Annotated in this window: 23 protein-coding genes; 6 read left to right on the top strand and 17 right to left on the bottom strand. The window is 72.7% G+C overall.

Features of this window, described 5'->3' with window-relative positions:
- Positions 1 to 6 precede the first annotated feature (6 nt).
- Positions 7 to 444 carry a hypothetical protein gene (locus ACVWWH_RS01215; RefSeq protein ID WP_066499830.1) on the top strand — a complete coding sequence of 146 codons (438 nt, stop codon included), beginning with the start codon at positions 7 to 9 and terminating at the stop codon, positions 442 to 444.
- Positions 445 to 916: 472 nt separating this feature from the next.
- The gene (locus tag ACVWWH_RS01210) at positions 917 to 1,840 is read left to right on the top strand and encodes a hypothetical protein (RefSeq protein WP_457315324.1); all 924 of its coding nucleotides are present in this window, start codon (positions 917 to 919) and stop codon (positions 1,838 to 1,840) included.
- Between the two features lie 201 nt (positions 1,841 to 2,041).
- Here the strand turns inward: ACVWWH_RS01210 and ACVWWH_RS01205 are convergent, their stop codons facing one another.
- Genes ACVWWH_RS01205 through ACVWWH_RS01190 form a run of 4 tightly spaced genes read right to left on the bottom strand, consistent with a single transcriptional unit; the run spans position 2,042 to position 6,314 of the window.
- Positions 2,042 to 3,145, bottom strand: coding sequence for a polyprenyl synthetase family protein (locus tag ACVWWH_RS01205; protein WP_066499835.1), 1,104 nt, complete (start codon positions 3,143 to 3,145; stop codon positions 2,042 to 2,044).
- A gap of 10 nt (positions 3,146 to 3,155) precedes the next feature.
- The gene (locus ACVWWH_RS01200; RefSeq protein ID WP_066499840.1) at positions 3,156 to 4,487 is read right to left on the bottom strand and encodes a geranylgeranyl reductase family protein; all 1,332 of its coding nucleotides are present in this window, start codon (positions 4,485 to 4,487) and stop codon (positions 3,156 to 3,158) included.
- Positions 4,488 to 4,503: 16 nt separating this feature from the next.
- Complete coding sequence (locus ACVWWH_RS01195; RefSeq protein WP_457315323.1) at positions 4,504 to 5,277, bottom strand: demethylmenaquinone methyltransferase; 774 nt, start codon at positions 5,275 to 5,277, stop codon at positions 4,504 to 4,506.
- A 20-nt stretch (positions 5,278 to 5,297) separates the two neighbouring features.
- Positions 5,298 to 6,314, bottom strand: coding sequence for an L-idonate 5-dehydrogenase (locus ACVWWH_RS01190; RefSeq protein WP_244932804.1), 1,017 nt, complete (start codon positions 6,312 to 6,314; stop codon positions 5,298 to 5,300).
- A 172-nt stretch (positions 6,315 to 6,486) separates the two neighbouring features.
- Here ACVWWH_RS01190 and ACVWWH_RS01185 point away from each other — a divergent pair, with 172 nt between their 5' ends.
- Complete coding sequence (locus ACVWWH_RS01185; RefSeq protein WP_457315322.1) at positions 6,487 to 7,827, top strand: isochorismate synthase; 1,341 nt, start codon at positions 6,487 to 6,489, stop codon at positions 7,825 to 7,827.
- Between the two features lie 88 nt (positions 7,828 to 7,915).
- Here ACVWWH_RS01185 and ACVWWH_RS01180 read toward each other — a convergent pair whose 3' ends face one another.
- The 6 genes from ACVWWH_RS01180 to ACVWWH_RS01155 all read right to left on the bottom strand — a co-directional run bounded on the left by ACVWWH_RS01180 (position 7,916) and on the right by ACVWWH_RS01155 (position 14,655).
- Positions 7,916 to 8,722, bottom strand: coding sequence for an amino acid ABC transporter ATP-binding protein (locus tag ACVWWH_RS01180; RefSeq protein ID WP_276508650.1), 807 nt, complete (start codon positions 8,720 to 8,722; stop codon positions 7,916 to 7,918).
- A complete protein-coding gene (locus ACVWWH_RS01175) occupies positions 8,719 to 9,720 on the bottom strand; it encodes an amino acid ABC transporter permease (protein WP_084249582.1) in 1,002 nt (333 codons plus the stop codon). Before ACVWWH_RS01175 ends, ACVWWH_RS01180 begins: the two co-directional genes overlap by 4 nt.
- A gap of 5 nt (positions 9,721 to 9,725) precedes the next feature.
- Entirely contained in the window at positions 9,726 to 10,667 is a 942-nt protein-coding gene (locus ACVWWH_RS01170) for an ABC transporter substrate-binding protein (protein ID WP_066499844.1), read from the bottom strand.
- Between the two features lie 187 nt (positions 10,668 to 10,854).
- Complete coding sequence (gene menD, locus ACVWWH_RS01165; protein ID WP_457315321.1) at positions 10,855 to 12,552, bottom strand: 2-succinyl-5-enolpyruvyl-6-hydroxy-3-cyclohexene-1-carboxylic-acid synthase; 1,698 nt, start codon at positions 12,550 to 12,552, stop codon at positions 10,855 to 10,857.
- A 340-nt stretch (positions 12,553 to 12,892) separates the two neighbouring features.
- Positions 12,893 to 13,840 (bottom strand): o-succinylbenzoate synthase, encoded by a 948-nt coding sequence (locus ACVWWH_RS01160; RefSeq protein ID WP_457315517.1) that lies wholly within the window; start codon positions 13,838 to 13,840, stop codon positions 12,893 to 12,895.
- Positions 13,841 to 13,911: 71 nt separating this feature from the next.
- On the bottom strand, positions 13,912 to 14,655 hold the full coding sequence (locus ACVWWH_RS01155; RefSeq protein WP_457315320.1) for a M50 family metallopeptidase: 744 nt from the start codon (positions 14,653 to 14,655) through the stop codon (positions 13,912 to 13,914).
- Between the two features lie 231 nt (positions 14,656 to 14,886).
- Between ACVWWH_RS01155 and ACVWWH_RS01150 the strand changes: the two genes are divergently transcribed.
- The gene (locus ACVWWH_RS01150; protein ID WP_457315319.1) at positions 14,887 to 15,816 is read left to right on the top strand and encodes a phosphatase PAP2 family protein; all 930 of its coding nucleotides are present in this window, start codon (positions 14,887 to 14,889) and stop codon (positions 15,814 to 15,816) included.
- Between the two features lie 45 nt (positions 15,817 to 15,861).
- Here the strand turns inward: ACVWWH_RS01150 and ACVWWH_RS01145 are convergent, their stop codons facing one another.
- Positions 15,862 to 17,064: an MFS transporter gene (locus ACVWWH_RS01145; RefSeq protein WP_457315318.1), complete on the bottom strand. Its 1,203-nt coding sequence runs from the start codon at positions 17,062 to 17,064 to the stop codon at positions 15,862 to 15,864.
- A gap of 62 nt (positions 17,065 to 17,126) precedes the next feature.
- The gene (locus ACVWWH_RS01140; RefSeq protein WP_066499851.1) at positions 17,127 to 18,011 is read right to left on the bottom strand and encodes a MinD/ParA family ATP-binding protein; all 885 of its coding nucleotides are present in this window, start codon (positions 18,009 to 18,011) and stop codon (positions 17,127 to 17,129) included.
- Between the two features lie 13 nt (positions 18,012 to 18,024).
- On the opposite strand from ACVWWH_RS01140, the gene ACVWWH_RS01135 reads away from it, so the two are divergent.
- A complete protein-coding gene (locus tag ACVWWH_RS01135; protein ID WP_457315317.1) occupies positions 18,025 to 18,672 on the top strand; it encodes a hypothetical protein in 648 nt (215 codons plus the stop codon).
- 81 nt (positions 18,673 to 18,753) lie between these two features.
- Here ACVWWH_RS01135 and ACVWWH_RS01130 read toward each other — a convergent pair whose 3' ends face one another.
- From ACVWWH_RS01130 to pdhA, 4 genes are read right to left on the bottom strand one after another with little or no spacing between them, the layout of a single operon-like run.
- Complete coding sequence (locus tag ACVWWH_RS01130; RefSeq protein WP_457315316.1) at positions 18,754 to 19,566, bottom strand: MBL fold metallo-hydrolase; 813 nt, start codon at positions 19,564 to 19,566, stop codon at positions 18,754 to 18,756.
- Between the two features lie 59 nt (positions 19,567 to 19,625).
- Positions 19,626 to 21,110, bottom strand: a complete 1,485-nt coding sequence (locus tag ACVWWH_RS01125) for a dihydrolipoamide acetyltransferase family protein (protein ID WP_457315315.1) — start codon at positions 21,108 to 21,110, stop codon at positions 19,626 to 19,628.
- A 1-nt stretch (position 21,111) separates the two neighbouring features.
- A complete protein-coding gene (locus ACVWWH_RS01120; protein ID WP_066499860.1) occupies positions 21,112 to 22,221 on the bottom strand; it encodes an alpha-ketoacid dehydrogenase subunit beta in 1,110 nt (369 codons plus the stop codon).
- Positions 22,218 to 23,414, bottom strand: coding sequence for a pyruvate dehydrogenase (acetyl-transferring) E1 component subunit alpha (gene pdhA / locus ACVWWH_RS01115; protein ID WP_457315314.1), 1,197 nt, complete (start codon positions 23,412 to 23,414; stop codon positions 22,218 to 22,220). The genes ACVWWH_RS01120 and pdhA overlap by 4 nt, the downstream gene beginning before the upstream one ends.
- Positions 23,415 to 23,567: 153 nt before the next feature.
- Here pdhA and ACVWWH_RS01110 point away from each other — a divergent pair, with 153 nt between their 5' ends.
- Positions 23,568 to 24,053: an Lrp/AsnC family transcriptional regulator gene (locus ACVWWH_RS01110; RefSeq protein WP_457315313.1), complete on the top strand. Its 486-nt coding sequence runs from the start codon at positions 23,568 to 23,570 to the stop codon at positions 24,051 to 24,053.
- A 290-nt stretch (positions 24,054 to 24,343) separates the two neighbouring features.
- Here the strand turns inward: ACVWWH_RS01110 and ACVWWH_RS01105 are convergent, their stop codons facing one another.
- On the bottom strand, positions 24,344 to 25,693 hold the full coding sequence (locus tag ACVWWH_RS01105) for a glutamate decarboxylase (protein ID WP_457315516.1): 1,350 nt from the start codon (positions 25,691 to 25,693) through the stop codon (positions 24,344 to 24,346).
- Positions 25,694 to 25,794: the final 101 nt, after the last annotated feature.

Genomic DNA, 25,794 nt, shown 5'->3' with positions numbered 1-25,794 from the left:
AAGCATATGAACGAGATGTTCCTGGAGAAGTTCCGCGCGCTTGTCCCGAAGTACCTCGAGGATCCCTGGAAGCCCGAGGACGGAATCTCCGAGAAGGAGCTCGAGGAGGCCCTCGAAGAACATGCGTTCACCGTCCCGCAGGTGCTGCGCGAGTTCTACCTCGCGCTGGGCAACTCCGAGCTCATGGAGGCCTACCACTACTTCTGGGACCCCGAAGAGCTCGAGATCGACGACGAGGGCTTCCTCATGTTCCTCGAGGACGAGGACGAGCAGTTCACCTGGGGCTTCCGCGCGGGCGACCTGCGCGTCCCGGACCCGATCGTGTACCGGAAGAACAACGCCCGGGGCGAGTGGGTCTCGGAGGACGGCACGTTCTCCGAGTTCACGTTCGACATGTTCGAGTGGGTCTTCAGCGAGGACGACGAGGAAGACGAAGAGGGCTGACCGCCCCCCCCTTCACACTGATTGACCGGTATCGCTGGACTTTTTACAGATCTGTCATATGCTTGTCAGTGGGTTCACTTCTTAGCCTCCAGTGAATCCGGGTGCGAACGGAAACGGTCCCGGGAATCGGCGTTAGCCGAGTCCCGGGACCACCCGTTTAACCGTTCCTCCCCCCGGTCCGAGGTCACCTCTCCCTCCGTGCGGGGTCACCTCCCACCCGACCCGAGGTCACCTCTCCCTCCGTGCGGGGTCACCTCCCACCCGACCCGAGGTCACCTCTCCCTCCGTGCGGGGTCACCTCCCACCCAACCCGAGGTCACCTCCCACCCGACCCGAGGTCACCTCCCACCCGACCCGAGGTCACCTCTCCCTCTGCGCGGGGCCACCAGGTCCCGCTCCCCACGCTGCCCCTTTGCCGAATGCCTGTGGATAACTTCCGACGCTCCAGCCCGGACCCTGCCACTATGGGGCCATGGATCCTGTCAAAGCCCGCGAGACCCTGCTCGCAGCCCCCTTCACGGCTGCCGAGGCCGAGCGACATGGTCTCGACTACTCCCAACTGCTTCAGGAGAACGTCCGGCATATCAGCCGTGAGCTCTACGTCCCCGACGACAACACCGCCCAGCTCCGGGACCGCGTACGAGCGCACCTCGCGGTGACACCGCAGGCGTGGGCATCGCATCAAACTGCGGCAGCCCTTCACGGGCTGTGGCTGCCGGATGACGCTGCAGACCACTCCCTGCTCCACTTGAGCAAGCCCACGGACGTGCCCCGCGTGCGCAGAACCGGCGTCGTCGGCCACAGGGTGCGCGTCAAGGCAGGCGAGATTGTCGAGCTGAGTGTAGGAGTCAGAGTCAGCTCGCCGGCGAGGACCTGGCTCGACCTTGGAAACGAACTCGGCCCCGTGGGGCTGGTGATCCTTGGAGACGAGCTGCTTCGCATTCCCAGGCCCGGGCTTGAGGGCCGCGCTGTTCCTCACGCCACCAAAGGCGCACTTGCAGCCCTGCTCCGGGCACACCCCAACATGCCGGGCGTCGCGAAGTGCCGAGCCGCTCTCGCCGACATGCGGGTCGGGGCCGACTCGCCTCAAGAGACGCTCCTCCGCCTCAGCCTGCTCGCCCATGGATTCCCGGAACCCGAGCTGCAGATTGCTCTGCGGCCAAACGATCCCTTCTCGCCGAGCGCCGATATGGGGTATCCGTCGGTCAAGGTGGCGATTCAGTACGACGGCAGTCATCACCTAAGCGAGGAACAGCGCTGGCGCGATGCACGGCGGGACGCCGCCTTCCGCGCAGCCGGGTGGATCGTGCTCATCGTCAGATCCGAGGATTGCCAGAACGACTTCGCTAGCGTTCGAGCCGCTCTCAGGGGCCACCTCGCAGGCCGCACCGCATGACCTGACCTCGGACAGCTGGAGAGATGACCCCGCGTCACCCGAGAGATGACCCCGGACAACTGGAGAGATGACCCCGCGTCACCTGAGAGATGACCTCGGGTCGCCCAAGAGACGACCCCGCGTCATCCGAGAGGTGACCCCGCGTCAGTTGGCCGTCGTTCGTCGTCGGTCGGCCGTCGGGGGCGGGGGGGGAGGGCGAAGTCAGGCCCGGCGCTCCACCACCGCGTCCGCGAACGCGGCCAGCGAATCCTTCACGACCCCCTCGGGCAGCGGCCGGAGCGCGGCCTTGGCCGCATCGGCCCACTCCCGGGCGACGGCCCACGACTGCTCGGTCACCGGGTGCGACGCGATCGCGTCGACCGCCGCGGCGAGCGCGTCGTCGCCGGAGAGGTCCGCGTCCACGAAGCCGAGCACGCGCTGGGCGGAGGCATCGCCGTCGGCCGCGGCGCGGCGGAGCAGCAGCACGGGCAGGGTCGGGACGCCCTCGCGCAGGTCCGTCCCGGCGATCTTGCCCGAGGTGACCTTGCCGCCGGTGACATCGATGACATCGTCGGCCAGCTGGAACGCGACGCCCACCTTCTCGCCGTAGTCCACGAGGACGGACTCGTACTCGGACGGGGCGCCGGAGAAGATCACGCCGAACTGGCCGGAGGCGGCGATGAGCGAGCCGGTCTTGTCCGACAGCACGGAGATGTAGTGCTGCAGCGGGTCCTCGCCGTCGCGCGGGCCCACGGTCTCGTGCAGCTGCCCGAGGCAGAGCCGCTCGAAGGTGCGCGCCTGGATGGCCAGCGCGCGCCCGCCGAGGTCGGAGACGAGGATCGAGGCGCGGGCGAAGATGAGGTCGCCGGCGAGGATCGCCACGGTGTTGCCCCAGACCTCGTGGGCGGTGGGGGCGCCGCGGCGGTACGGCGCGGAGTCCATGACGTCGTCGTGGTACAGCGTCGCGAGGTGCGTGAGCTCGACGACCGCCGCCGCCTGGAGCACCTCGGCGCGCTCGGAGTCGCCCAGATGGGCGGCGAGGATGGTCAGCAGCGGGCGGATGCGCTTGCCGCCCGCCTCCATGAGGTGCTTGCTCGTCGCGTCGGCCAGCGGGTCGGAGTTGGAGATGGCCTCCCGCAGGACCCGCTCGACGCGCGCCATGCTCGTGCTGATCGCAGGGCCCAGCTCAGCGTCCTCGGCAATGGCGGCGAAGCCGGCAGGCAGCTGCATGCCCGCGGCGATCGCCGTGGTCGTGGGAGGCGGCTCGGAGGACTCGGGGCGGCCGTGCCCCGCGTGCGTCCAGCGGCTGTCTGCAGAATCAGTCACGGGGTCAAGCCTAGCTTTCGGGGCGCGCTGCGGGCGCCGGGCTCGGTGGAACGGTGTTCGATGTCGCGGGCACGAGCGCCTCGAGCACCCGGATCGCCGCGTCCGGCAGGCTCGTCCCGGGCCGGTCGGTGAGGTTGGCGAGCAGCCGCACCACGAGGCGCATGAGCGGCGGCACCGGCATGCCGGTGGCGAGCGCCGCCCGCATCACGGCCGGGTGGCCGATCAGCGCCGCGAACCCGCGGCCGAGCGTGAAATGGCTCCCCCACTCGCGCCGCACCCGGTCCGCGTACGCGCCGAGGCGACGGTCGACGTCGGCCTCCGCCGGCCGCGCCCGGCCCGCCGCGCGCTGGGCTGCTGCGGCGTCGACGAGGTACTGGGCGGCGAACCGCCCGGACTCCATGGCGTAGGAGATGCCCTCGCCGTTGAACGGGCTGACCATGCCTCCGGCGTCGCCGAGGAGGGCCATGCCGGGGACCACGTGCGGGGTCCGGTTGAAGCCCATGGGCAGCGCGGCGCCGCGGATCGGGCCGACCTGGTTCTCCTCGCTGAAGCCCCACTCCCCCGGCATCCCGGCGGTCCATTCGCGCAGCACCTGGCGGTAGTCGAGCCTGCCGAACTCCTTCGAAGAGTTGAGGATGCCCAGGCCCACGTTGCACGTGCCGTCGCCCACGCCGAACACCCAGCCGTACCCGGGCAGGGGCTTGCCGTCCGCCCCGGGCAGCTCGAGCCAGCCCTCCATCCAGTCGTCCTCGTGGCGGGGGCTTTCGAAGTACGTGCGGTAGGCGACCCCGAGCGGGCGGTCGTCGCGCTTGGCGAGCCCGCGGGAGACGGCGGCGCGGGTCGAGTTGCCGTCGGCGGCGAGCACCACGTCGGCGTGGAAGTCACGCGTCTCGCCGGTCTTCTTGCCGGCCTCGTCGAGGAGGTGGGCGCGGGCACCTACCACCCGGCCGGCGTCGTCCGTGAGGACCTCCGCGACCGAGTGCCCCTCGAGGATCTGCGCCCCGGCGGAGCGGGCGTGGGCGGCGAGGGCCTCGTCGAAGCCGAGCCGGGTGCGGACGAGCCCGTAGTCGGGGAAGCCGTCGAGGTCGGGCCACGGGAGCTCGAGGGTGCGGCCGCCGGCGATGAGGCGCAGGCCGCGGTTGCGGCGCCAGCCGTCCTCGGCGGCATGCGGGAGCCCGAGCAGCTGGATCTCGCGCACGGCGCGGGGCGTGAGCCCGTCCCCGCACACCTTCTCGCGCGGGAAGCGGGTCTTCTCGAGCACGGTCACGGGCACGCCGGAGCGTGCGAGGTAGTGGGCTGCGGTCGAGCCGGCCGGCCCGGCGCCGACGATCAGGACGTCCACGGTGGATCCGGCGGCGTCAGCGGGACGCGGAGCGGCGTGCCCGCCGGACCTGGGCGGGCGGCGCCGCCGGCGAGGCGGTCGCGGCCTCGGGCTTGTACGCGCGGTGCACGGCCACGATCCCGCCGGAGAGGTTGCGGTACGTCACGTCCGTCCACCCGGCCGCGGACAGCCATGCGGCCAGGTTGTCCTGGTCCGGCCAGGCGCGGATCGACTCGGCGAGGTACACGTAGGCGTCCGGGTTGGAGGACGCCCGGCGGGCGATCTCGGGCAGGGCGCGCATGAGGTACTCGACGTACATGGTGCGCCAGAGGGGGTTGACCGGGGAGGAGAACTCGGCGATGACGAGCCGGCCGCCGGGCTTGGTCACGCGCAGCATCTCGGCGAGGGCCTTGCGGGGGTCGCTCACATTGCGCAGCCCGAAGCTGATGGTCACGGCGTCGAAGGAGCCGTCCGCGAAGGGCAGGTTGGTCGCGTCACCGGCGATGAAGTCGATGTCGGGGCGGCGGCGCTTGCCCACCCGGAGCATGCCGAGGGAGAAGTCGCAGGCCACGACGTCGATCCCCGCGTCCGCGTAGGGCTCCGAGGAGGTGCCGGTCCCGGCGGCGAGGTCGAGGACCCGCTGGCCGGGACTGGCATCGACCGCATCGAGCACGATCTTCCGCCAGCGGCGCGTCTGGCCGAGGGAGAGGAGGTCATTCATGACGTCGTACCGGGGTGCGACCTCGTCGAACATGGTGGCGACCTCGTCGGGCCGCTTCTCGAGGGATGCCCTGCTGCCTGCGCTGCTCACCCGCACCATTCTGCCAAACTTCAGAACCGCAGCAGGACCTTCGACGAGCCGGTGCGGCGGTCCCCTGCCACGCGGAAGGCCTCGGCGGCGTCTTCGGCGGCGAACTCGTGGGTGAGCAGGGGCCCGACGTCGAGCCCCTCGGCGAGGTACGCCAGGGCTGTCGCGATCTCGTCGACGAAGCGGAACGTCCCCCGATAGTCCACCTCGCGGAACACGAGCGCGCCGAGCGAGACCGCGATGTCCCCGGCGGGCAGGTTGCCGACCTGGACCACCGTGCCGCCCCGCCGGACGGAACGCAGGACGGCGCTGACGGCCCCGGGCGCGCCGGAGGCCTCGAAGACGACGTCGGCCTCGGGCAGCGCAGCGCCCCCGGCGAGGTCCACCGTCTCGTGGGCGCCCATCCTCTCGGCGACCCCGAGCGAGGCGGGGGCGAGGTCCGCCGCGATCACGCGGGCGGCCCCGGCCCGGCGCGCGGCGGCGACGACGAGCGCGCCGATCGGCCCGGCGCCGTTGACCAGGACCGTGCGGCCGCGGACGTCGCCGGCCCGCTTGACGGCGTGGATCGCGACGCCGAGGGGCTCGGCGACGGCGGCCAGGCGCGTGCTTACGCCCTCGGGCACGGCGCGCAGCTGGTCCGCCGGGACCACGGTGCGGGCCGAGAAGGCGCCCTGGGTGTGGGGCCAGGACGCGGCGGAGCCGAGGTAGCGCACCGATTCGCACAGGTTGGGCCGGCCCTGGGTGCAGTGCCGGCAGTGGCCGCACACCGTGGCGGGGTGGACGGCCACGCGCTGGCCCACGTCGAAGCCCGTCACCGCCTCGCCGAGGGCCTCGATGTGCCCGGCGACCTCGTGGCCGAGCACGAGGGGGTCACGCAGGATGCTCAGGCCCGAGGCGCCGTGCCGGAGGTAGGAGAGGTCGCTGCCGCAGATGCCCCCGTACTCGACCGCCACGACCGCGTCCCGGGGCCCCGGCCGCGGCTCCGGCACCGGATCGAGGCGCAGGTCCCCGGCGGCGTGGACCACGACGGCAATGCTCACGGGACCTCCTGTGCATGTACGGCGGACGGCGGTCAGGATAGCTGCGGCGCGCGCGCCCCGTCCATGGCGCCGCGGCCCGGCCCGGCGGTCTGCTCCGGGGGGTCCGGCCACGTCCAGGGCCCCGCGGCCCGCGCCGGGACGGCGGCCGCCGACCGCGTAGGCTTGACCCATCATGAAGCACCCCTTGCGCGCCCTCACGGTCACTCTGGGCCCGGCCGCCCTCGGCGCCACCGACCTCGCGGCAGGCCTCACCGACGCGGAGGTGCACTGCTGGATCCGCCGCGGCGAGGGCCAGATCGGGTTCGGCGAGGCGGCCCGCTTCACGGCCACCGGCGCCGACCGCTTCATCGATGCCGAGGCGTGGTGGAAGCAGCTCACGCTCGAGGCCGAGGTGGTGGACCGCGTGGGCCACCCGGGCACCGGCCTGCTCGCGTTCGGCAGCTTCGCCTTCTCCCGCACGTCCCACTTCCTCTCCCGCCTCGTGGTCCCAGAGCTCGTGATCGGCATCCGCGACGGCGCCGCCTGGGCCACGCTGGTGACCAGCGACGGGACGGAGCCCACCGACGCGGGGGTGCACGCCGCCGTCGTGCGCGTCCTCGGCACCGCCGGCGGTGCGGGCGGGGACGGACGCACGACGGCGCGCGCGGACTCGGGCGCGGACAGCGCCGGCCGCGGGCCGGTCACCCTCTCCCCCGGATCGCTGGGCGAGCAGCGGTGGATGGACGCCGTGGCCGCCGGGGTGGAGCGGATCGCGGCCGGCGACCTCGAGAAGCTCGTGCTCGCCCGGGACATCGTGGTGCACCGAGGCAGCGGGATCGAGCGGCACGAGGTGCTGCGCCGGCTCGCCGCGTCCTACCGGGACACGTGGGTGTACGGGGTGGACGGGCTCGTGGGCGCCACCCCGGAGATGCTCATCCAGGTCGAGGGGCGCACCGCACAGGCGCGGGTCCTCGCGGGCACGATCGACCGGCGCGACGCCAACGGCCAGGGCCTCGAGTACGCGGAGCGCGTGCTCGCCGGCTCGCCCAAGCAGCGCCACGAGCACGAGATCGCCATCCAGTCCCTGACCACGGCGCTCGCCCCCTTCTCCGAGGCCATGAACGCCCACGACGAGCCGTTCATCCTCGAGCTGCCCAACGTGTACCACCTCGCCTCAGACGTCAAGGCCGAGCTCGTCGACGTCGAGGGGCACATCCCGACCTCGCTCGCGCTCGTCAACGCGCTGCACCCGACCGCCGCGGTCTGCGGCACCCCGACCTCGATCGCCGGCGCGCTCATCCGCGAGCTCGAGGCGCTGGACCGCGGGCCCTACGCGGGGCCGGTCGGCTGGCTCGACGCCGCCGGGAACGGCGAGTGGGGCATCGCCCTGCGGGGCGGGGTCATCGAGACGCCGACCTCGATGCGCCTGTACGCCGGGTGCGGGATCGTGGAGGCGTCCCAGCCGACCGCCGAGCTGGCTGAGACGTGGGCCAAGTTCCGCCCGATGCTCGAGGCCCTGGGCGTCGAGCGCTGACGCGGGGCCCTCAGCCGAACGCCAGAGACCCCGCAACCTCCTGATGGTGTTGCGGGGTCTCTGGCCGTGCTTTGCGGGGTCTCTCGCGCTAGAGGACCTTCCCGAGGAAGGCCTGGGTGCGCTCGTGCTGCGGGTTGGCGATGACGTCCCGCGGGTTGCCGGACTCGACCACGACGCCGCCGTCCATGAAGGTCAGGGTGTCGCCGACCTCGCGGGCGAAGCCGATCTCGTGCGTGACCACGATCATGGTCATGCCCGAGGCCGCCAGGTCCTTCATGACGTTCAGGACGTCGCCGACGAGCTCCGGGTCCAGGGCCGAGGTGGGCTCGTCGAACAGCATGAGCTCCGGCTCCATCGCCAGGGCCCGTGCGATGGCCACGCGCTGCTGCTGGCCGCCGGAGAGCTGGGCCGGGTAGTGGCCGGCCCGGTCGGAGAGCCCGACCTGGTCGAGGAGCTCGAGGGCGCGCTTCTTGGCCGTGGCCTTGTTCTGGCCCTTGACCTGGATCGGCGCCTCGATGACGTTCTCCAGGGCGGTCTTGTGCCCGAACAGGTTGAACCGCTGGAACACCATGCCGATGTTGCGGCGCTGGCGGGCGACCTCCTTGAGCGTGAGCTCGTGCAGCTTGCCGCCGTGCTCGCGGTACCCGATGAGCTCGCCGTTGACCCTGATCCGGCCGGCGCTGATCGTCTCGAGGTGGTTGATGCAGCGCAGGAGCGTGGACTTGCCGGAGCCGGAGGGGCCGATCAGCACCGCCACCTCGCCCTGCTTAACCGTCATGTCGATCCCGCGGAGCACGTGGTGGTGGCCGAAGTACTTGTGCACGCCTTCGACGCGCACGATCTCCTGGGTCCCGGGGGCGACGCGGTGCGTGCCCTCGGCAGCTGCTGCGCTCATCGTCCGCTCTCCTCGATGTCCTTGCCGGCCACGGTCGGGCCGCCGGGCATGGTGTCCGACGCCGGCCCCAGCCCTGCCGCCGCGGCCTTGGCCGCCGCTGCGTTCACCGGGGCGGGGACGAGGTTGTCCACGCCCTTGCCGTAGTACTTCTCGATGTAGTGCTGCCCCACCATGAGGATGCTCGTTACGAGCAGGTACCACGTCGCCGCCACCATGAGCAGCGGGATCGGCAGGTAGGTGCGGTTGGCCAGGGTGTTCGTGACGAAGGTGAGGTCCAGAGTGAACGGGACGGCCAGGACCAGCGAGGTGGTCTTGAGCATGCCGATCGTCTCGTTGCCGGTGGGCGGCACGATCACCCGCATGGCCTGCGGCAGCACGATCCGCCACATGATCTTGGTCCCGCGCATGCCGAGAGCCTCCGCCGCCTCGCTCTGGCCCCGGTCCACGGACTTCAGGCCCGCGCGGAAGATCTCCGCGAGGTAGGCGGACTCGTTCAGGCCCAGGCCGAGCACTGCGGCCCAGAAGGCGTTCAGGAGGTCCTGCGTGGTGAAGCTGAACAGCTCGGGCCCGAAGGGGACCCCCACCGCGATCTTCGGGTACAGCACCGAGACGAGGCCCCAGAAGATGAGCTGGGTGTACACCGGGGTGCCGCGGAAGAACCAGACCCAGAACCAGGACGACCAGCGGAAGATCGGGTTGTCCGACTGGCGCATGAACGCCAGCAGGACCGCGAGCACGATCGCCAGGACCATCGAGAGCACGGTGAGCAGGAGCGTCCACCCGACGCCCCGGACCACGTTCACGTCGAGGATGTACAGGACGTAGGTGTCCCAGTGGAAGTTCTCGTTCGTCGCCAGGCTCTGGACGGCGAGGAGCACGATCACGAGGATGACGGCGGCCCCCACCCACCGCCAGGGGTGGCGCACCGGGACCGCCTTGATGAGCTCCGGTGCGCCGCCCTTGGACGTCTGGACTGTCTCAGTCCGATGCGTGGTCATGTCAATCACGAGGAGGGAGTCGGGTTGACTTCAGACTTGGTGACCGCGCCCTCGGAGTTGTTCCACGTGTCGAGGATCTTCTTGTAGGTGCCGTCGGCGATGAGCTTGGTCATGACCTTCTGGACAAGGTCGGCGAGCGCCGTGTCGCTCTTGGCGATCGCGATGCCCTGGGGCGCGGAGTCGTAGGTGTCGCCGATCTTCTCGACGGCGCCCTTGGTCTGCTGGACGGCGTAGCCGATGATCGGCGAGTCGGCCGCCATGGCGTCGATGCTGCCGTTGACGAGGCGGGTGTTGAGGTCCGTCTGGGCCTTGAGCGAGACGATGTTGATCGCCGGCTTGCCCGCCGCGGTGCACTTGGCGTTGCGGTCCTTGAGGTCCGGGTCCTCCTGCACGGTTCCGGTCTGGACGCCGATGGTCTTGCCGCAGACGTCGTCGAGGGAGAACTTCTTCGGGTTGCCCTTCTGGACGGCCCAGGCGGTGCCGGCGTTGAAGTAGCTCACGAAGTTGACTGCGGCGAGGCGCTCCTTGTTGATGGTGAAGGAGCTGATGCCGAGGTCGTACTTGGGGCCGAGGGCCGGGAGGATGCCGGTGAAGTCCGCGGTCTGCACGTCCGTCTTGAGGCCCAGAGTGGCGCCGATGGCCTTGGCGAGGTCCACGTCGTAGCCCATCGGCGTGTGGTTGTCCGAGCCGCCGAGGAACTCAGCCGGGGCGTACGAGGTGTCGGAGCCGACCACGAGCGTGCCCTTCGACTTGAGCGCGGCCGGGACCTGCGAGGCGAGGGAGTCGTCCTTGGTCACCGTGCTCGGGTCGAACGACGCCGACGCCGAGCCCGAGGGCTTGCTCGCCCCGCCGCCGGTCTCGGAGGCGTTGGTGCAGGCCGTGAGGGCAAGGGCACCGACGGCGAGCACGGCTGCGCCCTTGGCCGCGAGCTTCGCGGAGAAAGTCATATCTCTACCTTTACTTTTCAGGTACGTGTCGAGAGTGCTAAGCGACGTCCCATCCTACCCCTGTGAGAGGGTCGGTGAGATGTGCATCACAGACAACTAATGTTCATCATTGGACAATATTTGCGCCCTTGGGCGCAAGCCCGCAGCCCAGGGTGGTTTCCGGAATCCCAGACGCGCGTGCCCAAGGTCACGAACGGACGCCCACCGCATCCTCGACGGCGGCCCGGATCCTCGCGTGCAGCCCCCGCAGCCCGGCCCGGTCGAGGCGCGCCTCGATGATCTCGCGCCCGGCCCGCCGGGGACCCGAGAGCGCTGCGGCGGCCTCCGCGCTCGTGCGCACGAGGGTGTGCCGCACCCCGTACGCGGCCGCGAGGGCGCGGAGGTCGGCGTGGTGCGGCGTGCCGAAGAGCCGCTCGACGGCGGCCGCGGCGCCCGGGCGGGCGTCCGGGTCGCCGCCCACGCGGCCGTGCTCGAGGACGCCGAAGATGGCGCCGCCGGCGTCGTTGAGCACGACGGCGCGCAGGTCCGGTTCCGCTTCCCCGTCGCCGATGAGCAGGCCGCCCGCGTCGTGCAGGAGCGTGAGGTCGCCGAGGAAGAGCGTGGTCGCGGTGCGCCTGCCGAGCCACAGGCCCGTCGCCGTCGAGATGGCCCCGTCGATCCCGGCGAGCCCGCGGTTGGCGAACACGCGGGCCAGCGGCTGGGTGGGCGGGGACGCGGCGAGGTCAACGTCCCTGATCCCATTGGAGGATCCGAGCATGAGCTGGCCGTGCGAGGTCTCCCAGACGAGCTGGGCGAGGCGGGGGCCGGTGAGCACGGCGCCCGGGCCGGCGATGATCCGGTCCACGGCCTCCTGCGCGGCGGCGCCCGCGAGCAGCCACGCGTCGAGCCAGCCCTCGGCGCCGCGGCCGGCGAAGCCGGAGAGCACGTCGAGGTCGTCGATGAGCCGCTCGCGGCGCCGCCCCTCACGGAACCATGCGGCGGGGCGGGCGTGGTAGAGCGCGGTCTGGACGCCCTCGCGCGCGAGGAGTGCCGTCACCGGCCGGGAGAGCGTGGGGCGCCCGAACAGCACCACGCGCTCGATGAGCGCGCCCGGATGGCCCTCGAGCAGGAGGCGGTAGGGGCCCACGGCATGGCCGCCGAAGCGGGCGTTGGACGTCGGCTCCGCCAGCAGGGGCAGGCCGTGGGCGGCCGCGAAGGCCTCGGCGAGCGGGCCGGCGCCGTGCCCGGCGAGGACCACCGTGCGCCGCGGCGGCAGGCCGCCGAGCGCCGCGACCGGCGGCCTGCGGTACGCGTACGGCTGCACCGGCGGGGCGTCCCATCCGCCGTGCGGCGGCTCCCAGCCGTCCTCCGGCACGAGCGGCTCGCGGAAGCACAGGTTCAGCTGCACGGGGCCGGCGGGCACCCCCTCGAGCGCGCCGGTCGCCGCGGAGAGCGCGGTCCGGACCGGGGACGACGGCGAGGCCCCCGCCTCCACCGTGGCGGCGAACCGGACGTGCTCGCCGAACAGGTCGAACTGCTCTGTGGTCTGGTTGGCCCCGGTCCCGTGCAGCTCCTCGGGTCGGTCCGCCGAGAGGACGATCAGCGGGACCTCGGCATGGTTCGCCTCCATGACGGCGGGCACGAGGTTGCCCACGGCCGAGCCGCTCGTGGTGACGACCGCCGTCGGCCGCCCCGAGGAGAGGGCGGCGCCGAGCGCCGTGAAGCCGCCCGCCCGCTCGTCGATCCGGACCACGAGCTCGAGGTGCCCTCGCCCCTCGGCCTCGGCGAGCGCGTACGCGAGCGGTGCGCTCCGGGAGCCGGGGCAGACGACGACGCAGCGGACGCCGCCCGCGAGCAGCGCCGAGACTGCCTCGCGGGCGGCGTCGAGGGAACTGAGGGGACTCACATCCCCATCGTAGGGTTTTGGCCGCGCCGGGCCACCGGGCTACCTGGCGTGGACCGCCGGGAGGACCTGGACCACCGAGGGGCGCGGCGCGACGACCCGAGGTCACCTTCACCCGCACCCGGGGTCACCTTCACCCGCACCCGGGGTCACCTTCACCCGCACCCGGGGTCACCTTCACCCGCACCCGGGGTCACCTTCCATAGACCTGACCCCGCGTCGACCGAGAAGTGACCCCGGATCCCTCGAGAGATGACCCCGCGTCGGTCGAGAAGTGACCCCGCGTCGGTCGAGAAGTGACCCCGCGTCGCCTCGGCGGACAGTGGGCGAGGCGAGGCCAGCCCTAGTGCCCGGCGGCCAGGTGTGCGTAGCACCGGCGGAGACGGTCGAGCCACCACTTCCGGCGCTCCCGGGGCGCAGCGTACCGCTCGAGCAGCTCGGGGTCCGGCACAGCACGCTCGGCGAGGCGGTCAGCGGGCAGGAAGCCGCCGTCCGGCACGAGGGCCGGGGACACGACGTCGTGCGCGAGGAGCGCCCCGGTGCCGAGCCCGCACGCGTACGGCAGGGATGGCAGCGCGGCCGCGAGCGCCACACCGGCCGCGAGCCCCACGGAGGTGTCCAGGGCCGAGCTGACCACCGCGGGCAGCCCCGCCTCGCGCACGATCTCCAAGGCCCGGCGCACGCCCCCGAGCGGCGCGGCCTTGACGATGATGAGGTCCGCGGCGCGGGCCCGGGCCACGCGCAGGGGGTCCTCGGCCTTGCGCACGGCCTCGTCTGCGGCGATCCGCACGGGCGTGCCGCGCGCCTCGAGGAGGGCCCGCACCTCGGCGAGGCCGTTGATCCCCGGCACGGGCTGCTCGGCGTACTCGAGGCTGAACTCGCCGAGCCGCACGAGCGCCTCGACGGCCTCCGGCACGGTCCAGCCCGCGTTCGCGTCGACGCGCAGGTCCGCCTCGGGCAGCGCACGGCGCACTGCGGCGACCCGGGCGATGTCGTCGGCGAGCGCCTGCCCGCGCTCGGCGACCTTGACCTTGACCGCCTGCACCGGCCCGAACGCCGCGAGCACCTCAGGCACCTGGCCGGCGGGAACCGCGGGCACCGTGGCGTTGACCGGCACCCGGTCGCGCACCGGCTCGGGGAAGCCCTCCCAGGCTGCCTCGAGGCCGGAGGCGAGCCAGCGGGAGGCCTCAGCGTCGTCGTACTCGAGGAACGGCGAGAACTCGCCCCATCCGGCCGGCCCGCGGACCAGGAGCGCCTCCCGCTCGGTCACGCCGCGGAACTTGACCCGCATCGGCAGGCGCACGACGGCGGCACCCGCCTCGAGCTCGGCGAGGTCCGGCAGGGCGGGGCGCGGGGCAGTGATCACGTGTCCACTGTACGCACGGCCCCGTCGAGCAGGACCCACGAGGCGAGGCCGGCGAGCACGATCACCGCGGCGAACGAGGCGAGCCACACGGCCGAGGGCACGCCGGTCTTGCGGGAGAGGATGTAGGCGTCGGAGCTGGCGAGCTCGCGCGGGCGGGTCGTGTGGACGGTGACCACGTTCCACCAGTCGCGGGCGGCGCCGAGCACGAGGGCGAGGCCCACCGCGAGGGTGATGTGGACCTGGGTGTCCGGCGGGACGGCCACCACGATCACGGCAACGGCGAGGATCGCCCCGAGGAGGATGAGCACGCCCTGGAGGTTGCGGATGAAGAGGAACACGAGCGCGAGCAGCACCACGGCCAGGGAGAGCGCGGCGCGGCCGAACCCGGCGGCGGAGGCCCAGACGAGCGCTGCCCCGACCACCGCCGGGGAGGGGTAGCCCCAGAAGCCGAACCACACGGCCCTCCCCCGGCCCACCCCGTGCGTGGTGCCGCCCTGGTCCATGCGCAGCGTGATGCCGGTCACGCGCATGCCGGTGGCGAGCCCGGCGGAGGCGTGCCCGAGCTCGTGCACGATCGTGACGAACCGTCCGAAGAACCGCCACAGGATCGGCACGACGCACAGGGCGGCCGCGGCGGCGAGCAGCAGGGCCAGCTCCGACGCCGGCACGGCGAGGGGCTGGGTGCGGGCGAACCCGCCCACGAAGCCGTCCAGGAACGCCTGCCACCAGTCCTTGATCACGCCTCCCGAGGGTAGCCGAGACCGCTGGGAGCACGCCGGGCCAAGCCGCCGGGCGATTCTGCTCACCGTCACCGCGGCCCCTCCGCGACACGCGCACGGCACGCCGCAGGACGCCCGCTGGGACTCCAAGCATGAGCAACATCGCGCGTGGAGTGCGGGCCTCGGCCGCCCCTCGCGAGCGCCCCTGGAAGTTTTGGCCCGCCCCCAGCCGGGTATGGGACGCTGGGTGTCATGCCCGCCCCGATCCGAGCCCCCGAGATGACGCAGGCAGCGCCCCCCGGCGCCCCCGCAGAGGACCCCGACCTGGCCCTGGGCCGGCCGCGGCTGGCCCCCTTCATGCTCGCCTCGCTCGCCGCGGTCGCGGCCCTGCTGGGCACGTACCTGTTCTTCGTGCGGACCACCACCGGCCAGTACATCGACGAGTCGGCGCTGGTGGAGGCCACCCAGCTCTACGGCGCCGCCAGCAAGGCGTCCCTGCGCTTCCTGGACTACCTCCCGCTCATCTCGGTGGGGCTCGGCGCCATAGGCCTCGGATACGCCGCCCTCGTACGACGCCGATGGGCCGCCTCGCTCATAGCCCTCGCCGCCGCGGGGGGAGCCAACCTCGCCACGCAGGTCCTCAAGAACGACGTCCTCACCCGCCCGTACCGGGGCATCGAGACCTTCGCCGGGAACTCCCTGCCCTCCGGCCACACGACGCTCGCGGCCTCGGCGGCGGCCGCCGTGTTCCTGGTGGCCTCCCCGCGCTGGCGCCCCCTGGTCGCGTTCGCCGGCGGGACGTATGCCGTGGGCACGGGGATCGCAACGCTCGTGAACCAGTGGCATCGGCCGGCGGACGTGGTGGCGGCGTTCCTCGTGGTGGCCGCCGTGATGTCTCCCGCGGCGTGGCTCCTCCTGCGCCGGGGCGGCAGCTGGAACACGTGGGAGGGGTTCGGCAGCCACCCGGCGTCCTGGCGGCTGTGGGTGGCGCTGCCGACGCTGATCGGCCTCGTCGCCGCGGCGGTGGCGGTCGTGGCCCTCGTCCGCATCGCGCCGGGCCTGGGCAGCGAGGTCAGCACCACGAACTACTTCTGGGCGGGGTGCGCCTTCATCGTCATCAGCGGCTACCTCGTCGCGAGTGCCGCGTCCTGGCTCCTCGCGAGCGCCGTCCAGCGGCGCTGACCCGGCGCGCCACCGGACCCTGACCGGCAGCCCCGCCCGGCCGCCCTACGAGCCCTGCGCGGGACTGCGCTGCGCGCGCGGGATGCTCCACGCGAGGACCCCAGCCGCCGCGAGCCCCAGCGCCCCCGCGGCCGCCACCCCGATCCCCAGGCTCGCCGCCGCCGTCACGGCCGAGAGGAGCACCGGGCCCAGCGTGCTGCCGGAGTCCGCCATGAGGCGCCACAGCCCGAGGAACTGGGCCCGGCCGTGCGCGGGCGAGAAGTCGGCCCCGAGGGTCATGATCATGCCCGAGCCGATGCCGTTCCCGAGGCCGAGGAGGCAGGAGACCAGCAGGAACGGCCAGAAGGAGGTGCTCAGGGGCATCGCGACGAGCGCCGCGCCCATGATGAGCATGGAGGGCAGCGCCACGGCCAGCCGCCCGCGCAGGTCCATGAGGCGGCCGCCCGGGTAGAAGAGCAGCAGGTCCACCCCGCCGGCGATGCCGTAGACGAGCGAGGCCGTCGGGGCGTCCATGCCCAGGTGCTCCGCCCAGAGCGGGATCACGGCCTGGCGCGACTGGCGGACGGCGGAGACGAACAGCACGCCCAGTCCCACCGTGGCCAGGACCTTCCAGTGGGTCGCCGCGATGCGCCCGAGGCGCGGCTGCACGGCGCGGCCCGGCCCGGCGGCGTCGTCCTCGAGGTCCGGCATGAACCAGGCCACGACCGCGGCCCCCGTGTACACGGCGGCGCCCACCCAGTACGCCCCGCGCAGGCCCCATACCTGCATCGCGGCGGCGCCGAGGAAGGGCCCGAGGAAGAGGCCCACGCGCAGCGTGCCGCCGAGGGTCGAGAGGGCGCGGGCCCGGAATCCGGGCGGCACCGCCTCCGTGAGGTACTTCTGCCGCGCGAGGTTCGTCACGCTCGAGGCCATGCCCAGTGCGACGAGCGCGGGCATGAACTGCCACAGCTCGCGCGAGAGCGCCGCGACCACGAGGGCCACGGCGCCGGTGGCCTGGGCGCCGATGATCGCCCAGCGTTCGCCGAAGCGGATCGTCAGGAGGGATGCGGGCAGGTTGAAGACGAGCGAGCCGAGGCCGATCAGCGTGACGGTGAGCGCGGCGACGGCCACGGACCCGCCGAGGTCCCGTGCCGAGAGCGCCACGACGGGCAGCACGGCGCCCTCGCCGAGGGAGAAGAGCACCGAGGGGCCGAAGGCCGGCACCGCGATGGACAGCAGGGAGAACTGATCGTTGCCTTCTCGAACCACTCCCCCACTCTAGGTCCCGGGCCACCGCCGGCGGCACACGCCCGGGGCGCGGTGGGCGCCCGCTACCGCTGGTAGCCGGAGACGATCGCCGCGGCGATCTCGCGGTAGGCCTGGCGGGTCGCGGGGCGGAGCTGGTCGAGGGCCACGAGGTCGCCGTCGGCCATCGAGCGGTCGTGCGGGACCGTCACGAGGGCGCGGCACATCCCCGAGAGCGTCGCCTCGATGGCGGCCTTGTCCACGCGCGCCGAGACCCCGTCCTTGTCCGTCACGACCACGATCGCCCCCTGCGCGAGGCGGTCGTAGCCGTGGGCCGACAGCCAGCGCAGGGTGTCCCGGGCGCGCTTGGCGCCGCTGACCGCGTACCCGGCGACCACCACGATGTTGTCCGCGTCCTCGAGGATGCCGCGCATCGCGGGCCTGCTCACGCCCGTCCCGCAGTCCGTGAGCGTGACGGCGAAGTGCCGCGCCACGAGAGCGTGCACCCGCCGGTAGTCCTCGGCGGTGAGGGAGTCGGAGAGCTCGGGGTCCTGCTCGCCGGCCAGCAGGTGCAGGCTGCCGGCTTGGTGGAGGTAGCGCAGCAGCTCCGACCGGGTCTGCACCGACTCGAAGTCCCGCAGCAGGGCCGTGATGGATCGCCGCCGCTCCGACTCGTAGGAGCCCTCCCCCAGCGCGCGCTCCACGAGGTCTCCGGCGTCCGGGTTGGCATCGATGGCACACGGCGGCTCGGGGCGCAGCTCGGCAAGCGTGAGCCCCACCCCGACCGTCGTGGAGGTCTTGCCGATGCCGCCCTTGAGCGAGAGGAACGCGGTGTTCCAGGTCCCCTCGAGCCGGCGGCCGATCTGCTTCTCGAGCAGCTCAGCCTGCCGGTCCTGCTCGGAGGGCCCCAGGTTGATCGCGCCGCCGCTGATCCGGTACAGGAGTCCGCGGAGGCCCCCCGACGGCGGCATGGGAGCGGTGCGGATGAACCCCGCGGGCGATTCCACCGGTTCGGCCGGGAGCCGGGCCGGTGCCGGGGGCCTGGTCGGCACCGTCCTGGTCGGCACCGTCCTGGTCGGCACCGTCCTGGTAGGCGCGGTCCTGGTGGGCGCGGTCCTCGGGCGCGCCGGGCTGGAGGGTGCCGGGCTGGTGGGTGCGGGCTCGCTCTGCGGGGGGCTGCTCGGTGCGGGCCGGACCGCCGGAACTGCGGCGGTCGCGGCGTCCGCTGGCACCGGCGCGCTGCGGCGGGCAGGCCGGGGCGGCGGCTCCGGAGCCTGGTCGACGCCCCGAGGCTGTGCCGGGGGCATCCGGGGCCGGGGCGGGGCGGACGCCGGGACGGGCTGCGTGCTCGCCGGGGGTGCGGACGACGGCGCCGGGCGGCCCTCGCGGGCCTCTCGGGTCTCGCGGGCCTCACCGACTTCGCTGGCCTCGCCGGATTCTCTGGGCTCGCCGGTCTCGCGGGCCGGCGGCTGGGGCGTCGGAGACTCGGCCGGCACCGAGGATTCCCGCGCCGAGGACTCGGACGGCGCGGGAGGCGGCGCGGCGCGCCGGGCCTCCTCTGCCTCACGGAGCCGCCGCGCCTCGCGTCGCGTCATGGGCGCGGACGAGGACGGCCGCCCTCCGTCGGGCTGAGTCTCGGTCATGCTGGCCCCTTGCGTCTGACGCGGTCTGGCGCTGGCTCGGTCCGGCGGCCCGGCCGCCCCCTCGGGCTGGTCAGCCCAGGCTGGCGGTCTTGAGGCGCCGGATGAACAGCCGGGACTGCTCGGGCCCGTACGGGAGGATCGGAACCGCCTTGGTGGCGTCGTCCGGTGTTTCCCGCGTGGCCTGCAGCGCCGAGCGGACCGCCGTGGCCATCGTATCGGCCATGGTGCGCACCAGGGCATCGCTGCACAGGCCGCCGTGCCCGGGCACGAGGGTCGTGTACCGGTTCCGGAGGGCGGAGATGTGGCGCAGGGCGTCTGCCCACTCCTCCGGGTACGAGTCCCCGAACTCGGGGTAGGAGCCCTCCTCCACGAGGTCGCCCGAGAACAGGGTGGACTGGGTCCCGACGAGGAGGTCCCCGTCCGTGTGCCCCCGGCCCAGGTAGAACAGCGTGACCGAGGCCCCGCCCAGGTCCACGAGGACCGGCTGGTCGCGCACGATCGCCGTGGGCACCACGATCTGCGTGTTCTCGCCCTCGCCTGCGGCCATCTCCGGCTCCGACTCGGCCACCGCGGGGCGGTGCGCCTCGCCGTTCTCCGCGATCTCTGCCGCGGCGTTCTCGTGCGCGTAGAACTCCACGGCGCCGGCGGCGGCGAAGACGGCGTTGCCGAAGTAGTGGTCGTAGTGGGCGTGCGTGTTGACGACGACGAGCGGCAGCTCGGTCTTCTCACGCACCTTGGCGAGGATCTCGGCGCCCTGGCGCGGCCCCTGGCCGGTATCCACGACGAGTGCCCGGTCCTCGCCCACGACCAGGCCGACGTTGAGCCGCAGTGGCTCCGTGGCGAGGACGTAGGTGTTCGCTCCGAGATCTCGCCAGTCAGCCATGGGGGTGATGCCGTCCTTCCGTAGGGCGTTCGAGGATGTGCTCGATTCTGCCATGGCCGCTACAGGTCCGCGAGGACGCCGCCGGGCTGCTCGACCGCGTCGGCCACGAACCGCAGGAACCCGCCGGCGGTGCCCCCGTCGCAGACCCGGTGGTCGAACGTGAGCGTCAGCTGGACGACCTTGCGGACCGCCAGCGCCCCGTCGACCGCCCAGGGCCGGTCGATGATCCGGCCCACGCCGAGGATCGCGGCCTCAGGGTGGTTGATGATCGCCGCGCTGCCGTCCACGCCGAACACGCCGTAGTTGTTCAGGGTGAACGTGCCGCCGGTGAGGTCGGCGGGCGAGGCCTTGCCGTCCCGGGCGAGGGCCGTGAGGCGGCGGAGCTCGCCGTCGAGCTGGCGGGCGCTCATCGTGTGGGCGCCGCGGATGGCGGGGACCACGAGCCCGCGGTCCGTCTGGGCTGCGAAGCCGAGGTTGACGCCGTCGAACTGGAGGATCTGCTGGCCGCCGTCGCCGGTGCCCTCGATGCGGGTGTTGAGCTCCGGGAACTTGGCGAGGCCCGCGAGCACGAAGCGCGCGATGAATGCCAGCAGGCTCGGCGCCGATTCGGGGTCGCGGCGCTTGAGGTCGGCCCGCAGGCGCACGAGCTCGGTCGCATCGGCGTCGACCCAGACCGTGGCCTCGGGGATCTCGGTGCGGGAGCGGACCATGGCCTGGGCGACCGCCTTGCGCACGCCCGCGACCGGGGTCCTGGCGGCCACGCCCAGCCCGGTGCGCGCGTCCACCTCCGCCGTCGAGGGCACCCCCTGGGATGCCGAAGTCACCCCTGGGGACGCCGAGGTCGCCCCCTGGGATGCCGACGTCACCCCGGCCGACTCCACATCGCGGCGCATGATGAGCCCGTGGGGGCCCGTCCCGGAGACGAGGGAGAGCGGCACGTTGAGGTCCCGGGCCAGCCTGCGGACGATCGGCGAGACGACGCGCACGGCCTGCTCCGGCGCCGTCGTGCGCGGCGGGGCCGCGGTGACGGAAGCGGGAGCCGACGACGCCGCGGCCGCCTTGCGCCGCCGGGTGCGCCCGCCAGCCGTTCCCGCGGGGGTGCCGTAGCCGATGAGCACGTTCCCGGAGCCGGAGGCCTGGCTCGGCTGGCTCGGCGGGCGCGCCCCGGCACGCTCCTCGGTGCGGTACTCCTCGCCGGCCGACGCCCCGACCTCGCGCGCCCCAGGGGTGGCCTCGCGCGCCGCCCCACGGGTGGCCTCGCGGTCCCCGGGGGTGACCTCGGCGATGGTGATGAGGGGGGTGCCGACGTCGATCGTCGACCCCGCCTCGCCGTGCAGCTGGGCGACGGTGCCCGCGAACGGCGTGGGCACCTCGACGACCGCCTTTGCCGTCTCGACCTCGGCCACGGGCTGGTCCACGGCCACGGTGTCCCCGACGGCCACGAGCCAGCGCACGAGCTCGGCTTCGGTCAGGCCCTCGCCGAGGTCGGGGAGCAGGAACGTCTTCTGTCCAGTGCCGCTCTGGGCGGTCAGCGCGGTCGCCATGTCAGTCCTCCCACTGCAGGTCGTCGAGTGCGTCGAGGATACGGTCGACGCTGGGCAGGTAGTAGTGCTCGAGCTTGGGCGGCGGGAACGGGATGTCGAACCCGGTCACGCGGCGCACCGGGGCCGCGAGCGAGTGGAAGCAGCGCTCCTGGACCCGCGCGACGATCTCGGAGGCCACCGAGGCGAAGCCCGGCGCCTCGGCGACCACCACGGCGCGGCCGGTCTTGCGCACCGACGCGGCGACGGTCTCGTCGTCGAACGGCACGAGGGTGCGCACGTCGACGACCTCGACCGACCGCCCCTCGGCGGCCGCGGCCTCGGCGGCCGCGAGTGCGGTCGGCACCGAGGGCCCGTACGTGATGATCGTCGCGTCGGTGCCCGGCCGGGCCACCACGGCGGCGCCGTCCACGCTCAGCCGCCGCCCGCCGTCGTGCGTCCCTGCGGGGGTGCCGCGAGGGGTGCCGTCCGGGGAGCCGGCGGCGTCGAACTCGGCGCGCAGGGCGGCGAGGTCCACGAGGTCCTTGGACCAGTAGAGCTTCTTGGGCTCCATGAAGACCACGGGGTCGTCGCTGGCGATGGCCTCGCGGAGCATGCGGTACGCGTCCTGGACCGTGGCGGGGGTGAAGACCTTCAGCCCCGGGGTGTGCGCGTAGTACGCCTCCGAGGAGTCGCAGTGGTGCTCCACGCCGCCGATCCCGCCGGCGTAGGGGATGCGGATCACGAGCGGCAGGCGGACCGCCCCGCGCGTGCGGTTGTGCATCTTCGCGATGTGGCTCGCGATCTGCTCGAACGCGGGGTAGGCGAACGCGTCGAACTGCATCTCGATCACGGGGCGCAGGCCGTTCATCGCCATGCCGAGCGACATGCCGGCGATGCCGGACTCGGCCAGCGGGGTGTCGAAGCAGCGCTGCTCGCCGAACTCCTTCTGGAGCCCGTCGGTGATGCGGAAGACCCCGCCGAGGGTGCCGACGTCCTCGCCGAACACGACGACGTTCTCATCGGCGCGCATGGCGTCCGCCATGGCGGTGGTCAGGGCCTTGGCGAACGTGAGGGCCTCGGGTGCTGGGGTGCCGGCCGCGCGGGCGGCGGCGGCTTCGGCGACCGTGCTCATGCTCGGCGCTCCTCTCCGGTGGTCTCGTCGGCGGACTGCTCGCGGGCCTGCTCCTCGGCGAGGGACGCGGCCTGCTCGCGCAGCTGCGGGGTGGGCTCGGTGAACACGTAGCGGAACAGGTCCTGCGGGTCGGGCTGCGCCTCGGCCCCCAGGCCGTCGCGGAGCTGGCGGGCCACCTCCTCGGCGTCGGCGGCGAACGCGGCCTCCGTCTCCTCGGCGAGCACGCCCTCGGAGCGCAGGTACTCCCGCATCCGCTTGAGCGGGTCCTTCTCGGCCCAGGCCGCCACCTCGGCGTCCTGGCGGTAGCGCGTGGCGTCGTCGGCGTTGGTGTGGGCCTGCATGCGGTAGGTGTAGGCCTCGACGAGGAGCGGCCCCGAGCCGGCGCGCGCGAGGCGGACGGCGCGGTCCAGGACGGCGAGGAGGGCCACGGCGTCGTTCCCGTCCACCCGCTCGCCGGCCATCCCGTAGCCCACGGCCTTGTGCGCGATCGAGGGCGCGACCGTCTGGTGCGCGAGCGGCACGGAGATGGCGTACTGGTTGTTCTGCACGAAGAACACGACCGGGAGGTTGAAGACGGCTGCGAAGTTGAGCGCCTCGTGGAAGTCGCCCTCGCTCGTGGCGCCGTCGCCGCACATCGCGAGGACCACGGTGTCCTCGCCGCGCAGCTTGGCCGCGTGCGCCACGCCCACGGCGTGCAGCAGCTGGGTGGTCAGCGGCGTGGACTGGATGCCGACCTTGTGCGCGTGCGGGTCGTAGCCGCCGTGCCAGTCGCCGCGGAAGAGCGTCATCGTCTCGACGGGGTCGACGCCGCGGGTCATGACGGCGACCGCGTCGCGGTAGGTGGGGAACATCCAGTCGCCCGCGCCGAGGCACAGCGCGGCGGCGACCTGGCAGGCCTCCTGGCCATGGCTCGAGGGGTAGACCGCCATGCGGCCCTGGCGCACGAGCGCGGAGTTCTGGTCGTTGACGCGCCGGCCGATCACGAGGCGGCGGTAGGCCTCGAGGAGGTCCTCGGCGGCGGGGATCGGGTACTCGTGGCCCGGAGCGGAACCGCGCTCGTCCTCGGGACGGAGGCTCCCGGCCTCGTCGAGGATCTGGATCTGCGGCACTCGGCCGTGCACCGGGAGCATGTAGTCCTCGATGCTGATCCCGAAGCTGCGGATGGCCTCCTGTGCCTCGGCGGGAAGGGTCATGGCTCCTCCTTGGTACGGCGCTGGACTTCCCCTCAAGTATCCGCTTCGGTAGCCATTCGTATGCAGCAAAGGCGTAAATCATGGAATACTGGTGTCGATTTGCATGCTACTAAAGACGAATCGTCATGATGAGCTGCGTCACAGGAGGTTGCGATGGACGATCTGCAGGCCGGCCGCGAGGCTCCGCGGCCGGCGGCCGAGCCGAGGGAGCTCGACGCCGTGGACCGCGCCATCCTCGACCAGCTCACCGAGGACGCGCGACGGTCCGTGACCACGATCGCCGAGAACGTGCACATCTCGCGCGCGCACGCCTACAACCGGCTCGCGCGGCTCCAGTCGGACGGTGTCATCACGAAGTACACGGCACTCGTCGACCCCCTCAAGGCCGGGCTGCGCTCGAGCGCCTACGTGACCCTGAAGGTGCGGCAGCAGACGTGGCGCGACCTCCGCGAACGGCTGCGCGCCATCCCCGAGGTGCACCACATCGCGCTCGTCGGCGGGGACTTCGACGTGATCATCCTCGTGCGCGCCGTGGACAACACGGACCTGCGCCGGGTCGTGTTCGACCAGCTGCAGAGCATGCCCGGCGTCCTCGACACCCAGACCTTCCTCGTCTTCGAGGACCTGGACACCCGCTGACCCAGCCCGCTCCCCCGCCCCCCGTTTCGGGTACGCATCTCGTCGCCCTTTTCGGCTCTCGGGTACGCATCTCGTCGCCCTTTTAGGCTTTCTGGTACAGATCTCGTCGCCCCTGTTGGGCTTTCTGGTACAGGCCGGTACGCACGACGGCGGGTTCCCGACCCGCGCGGGCCGGGAACCCGCCGTCGTGCGCACCCGCAACGGCGAAAAGCCGACGAGATGCGTACCCGAAACGGCAAGAACGCGACGAGATGCGTACCCGAAACGGCCGGGGCGCGGGGGCGCGGGGGTCAGTGGTGGAAGGCGCTCCCGTGCTCCGGGTCCGGGAACGGGGTGTCCGCGGAGTCGAGGAACGCCACCGCGGTGCGCAGGTCCTCGAGGAAGCTCTCCGCGAGGTCCCGGGTAAAGCCGTTGCGCACCACGATCCGCTGCACTGTCAGGTCGGCGAGCCCGTCCGGCATCGGATACGCCGGCACGAGCCAGCCGTTCATCCGCAGCCGGTCGGAGAGGTGGTGCAGGTTCCAGTTCTGGGTGTGTCCCGGCGCGAGGCTCCAGGCGAAGACTGGGATGTCGGAGCCGTCGTTCCACAGCTCGAACGGGTCCATGGCCCCGATCTCCCGGGCCAGGTACCCCGCGACGTCCCGGGACGCAGCGTGCACGGCCCGGTACCCCTCGAACCCCAGCCGGAGGAACAGGTAGTACTGCAGGAGCACCTGCGCGCCGGGGCGGGAGAAGTTGAGCGCGAACGTGGGCATGTCCCCGCCGAGGTAGCTCACGTGGAACACGAGGTCCTCGGGCAGGGCGGCGGCGTCCCGCCACACCACCCACCCGAGGCCGGGGTACACGAGCCCGTACTTGTGCCCGGACGTGTTGATCGAGGCGACCCGGGGCAGCCGGAAGTCCCACTCGAGCTCGGGGGCGAGGAACGGGGCGACCATCGCCCCCGAGGCCCCGTCCACATGGATCGGCACATCGAGGCCCGTGGCGGCCTGGACCTCGTCCAGCGCCTGGGAGATCTCGGCGACCGGCTCGTACATCCCGGTATAGGTGACGCCCATGATGGCCACGACGCCGATCGTGTTCTCGTCCACGTACTCCGAGAGCCCGTGCCCGTCGAGGACGGGGTGCTCGTGCGAGATGGGCACGTAGCGGGCCTCGACGTCCCAGTAGTTGCAGAACTTCTCCCAGCACACCTGCACCGCCGAGCTCATCACGAGATTGGGCCGCTCGGCGTGCTTCCCCGCGGCGCGGCGGCCGTGCTGCCACCGGCGCTTGAGCGCGAGCCCGGCCAGCATGCACGCCTCGGAGGAGCCAATCGTCGAGGTGCCGACGGCGTGCTCGGGCTCGGGCGCGTTCCACAGGTCCGCGAGCATGCGCCAGCAGCGGTGCTCGATCTCGGCCGTCTTGGGGTACTCGTCCTTGTCGATCATGTTCTTGTCGACGGTCTCGGCGTAGAGCCGGGCGGCCTCGGGCTCCATCCACGTGCCCACGAAGGTCGCGAGGTTGAGGCGGGCGTTGCCGTCGAGCATCGCGTCGTCGTGGACCACCTGGTAGGCCGTGCCGGGCAGGCTCTCCCCCGCGGGCAGTGTGAAGCGCGGGAATTCGGTGGCCTCGCCGGGCCGGCTGAAGAGCGGGTTCAGCTCGACGTTCGAGGCGGGCTCCCGGCGCCCTCGCCGTCCCCGCCCGTCGGAGGCGGGATGGAAGGTGGAACGGGAGGCAGGCACGTGGGCACTCCTGACGT

It is taken from the genome of Sinomonas sp. RB5 (assembly GCF_054063535.1).
Note: the sequence above shows the minus strand (reverse complement) of the source record. Positions and strands in the feature narration are given on the sequence as shown.

Bases quoted from the DNA above. Each gene is read 5' to 3' on its own strand.
- ACVWWH_RS01140 (WP_066499851.1), bottom strand. From the start codon at position 18,011: ATGCCGCCGTCGGGGGGCCTCCGCGGACTCCTGTACCGGATCAGCGGC.
- ACVWWH_RS01125 (WP_457315315.1), bottom strand. From the start codon at position 21,110: ATGGCGACCGCGCTGACCGCCCAGAGCGGCACTGGACAGAAGACGTTC.
- ACVWWH_RS01110 (WP_457315313.1), top strand. From the start codon at position 23,568: ATGGACGATCTGCAGGCCGGCCGCGAGGCTCCGCGGCCGGCGGCCGAG.
- ACVWWH_RS01215 (WP_066499830.1), top strand. From the start codon at position 7: ATGAACGAGATGTTCCTGGAGAAGTTCCGCGCGCTTGTCCCGAAGTAC.
- ACVWWH_RS01150 (WP_457315319.1), top strand. From the start codon at position 14,887: ATGCCCGCCCCGATCCGAGCCCCCGAGATGACGCAGGCAGCGCCCCCC.
- ACVWWH_RS01160 (WP_457315517.1), bottom strand. From the start codon at position 13,840: ATGCGGGTCAAGTTCCGCGGCGTGACCGAGCGGGAGGCGCTCCTGGTC.
- ACVWWH_RS01170 (WP_066499844.1), bottom strand. From the start codon at position 10,667: ATGACTTTCTCCGCGAAGCTCGCGGCCAAGGGCGCAGCCGTGCTCGCC.
- ACVWWH_RS01210 (WP_457315324.1), top strand. From the start codon at position 917: ATGGATCCTGTCAAAGCCCGCGAGACCCTGCTCGCAGCCCCCTTCACG.
- ACVWWH_RS01120 (WP_066499860.1), bottom strand. From the start codon at position 22,221: ATGAGCACGGTCGCCGAAGCCGCCGCCGCCCGCGCGGCCGGCACCCCA.
- ACVWWH_RS01130 (WP_457315316.1), bottom strand. From the start codon at position 19,566: ATGGCTGACTGGCGAGATCTCGGAGCGAACACCTACGTCCTCGCCACG.
- ACVWWH_RS01135 (WP_457315317.1), top strand. From the start codon at position 18,025: ATGAACCCCGCGGGCGATTCCACCGGTTCGGCCGGGAGCCGGGCCGGT.
- ACVWWH_RS01185 (WP_457315322.1), top strand. From the start codon at position 6,487: ATGAAGCACCCCTTGCGCGCCCTCACGGTCACTCTGGGCCCGGCCGCC.
- ACVWWH_RS01180 (WP_276508650.1), bottom strand. From the start codon at position 8,722: ATGAGCGCAGCAGCTGCCGAGGGCACGCACCGCGTCGCCCCCGGGACC.
- ACVWWH_RS01175 (WP_084249582.1), bottom strand. From the start codon at position 9,720: ATGACCACGCATCGGACTGAGACAGTCCAGACGTCCAAGGGCGGCGCA.
- pdhA (WP_457315314.1), bottom strand. From the start codon at position 23,414: ATGACCCTTCCCGCCGAGGCACAGGAGGCCATCCGCAGCTTCGGGATC.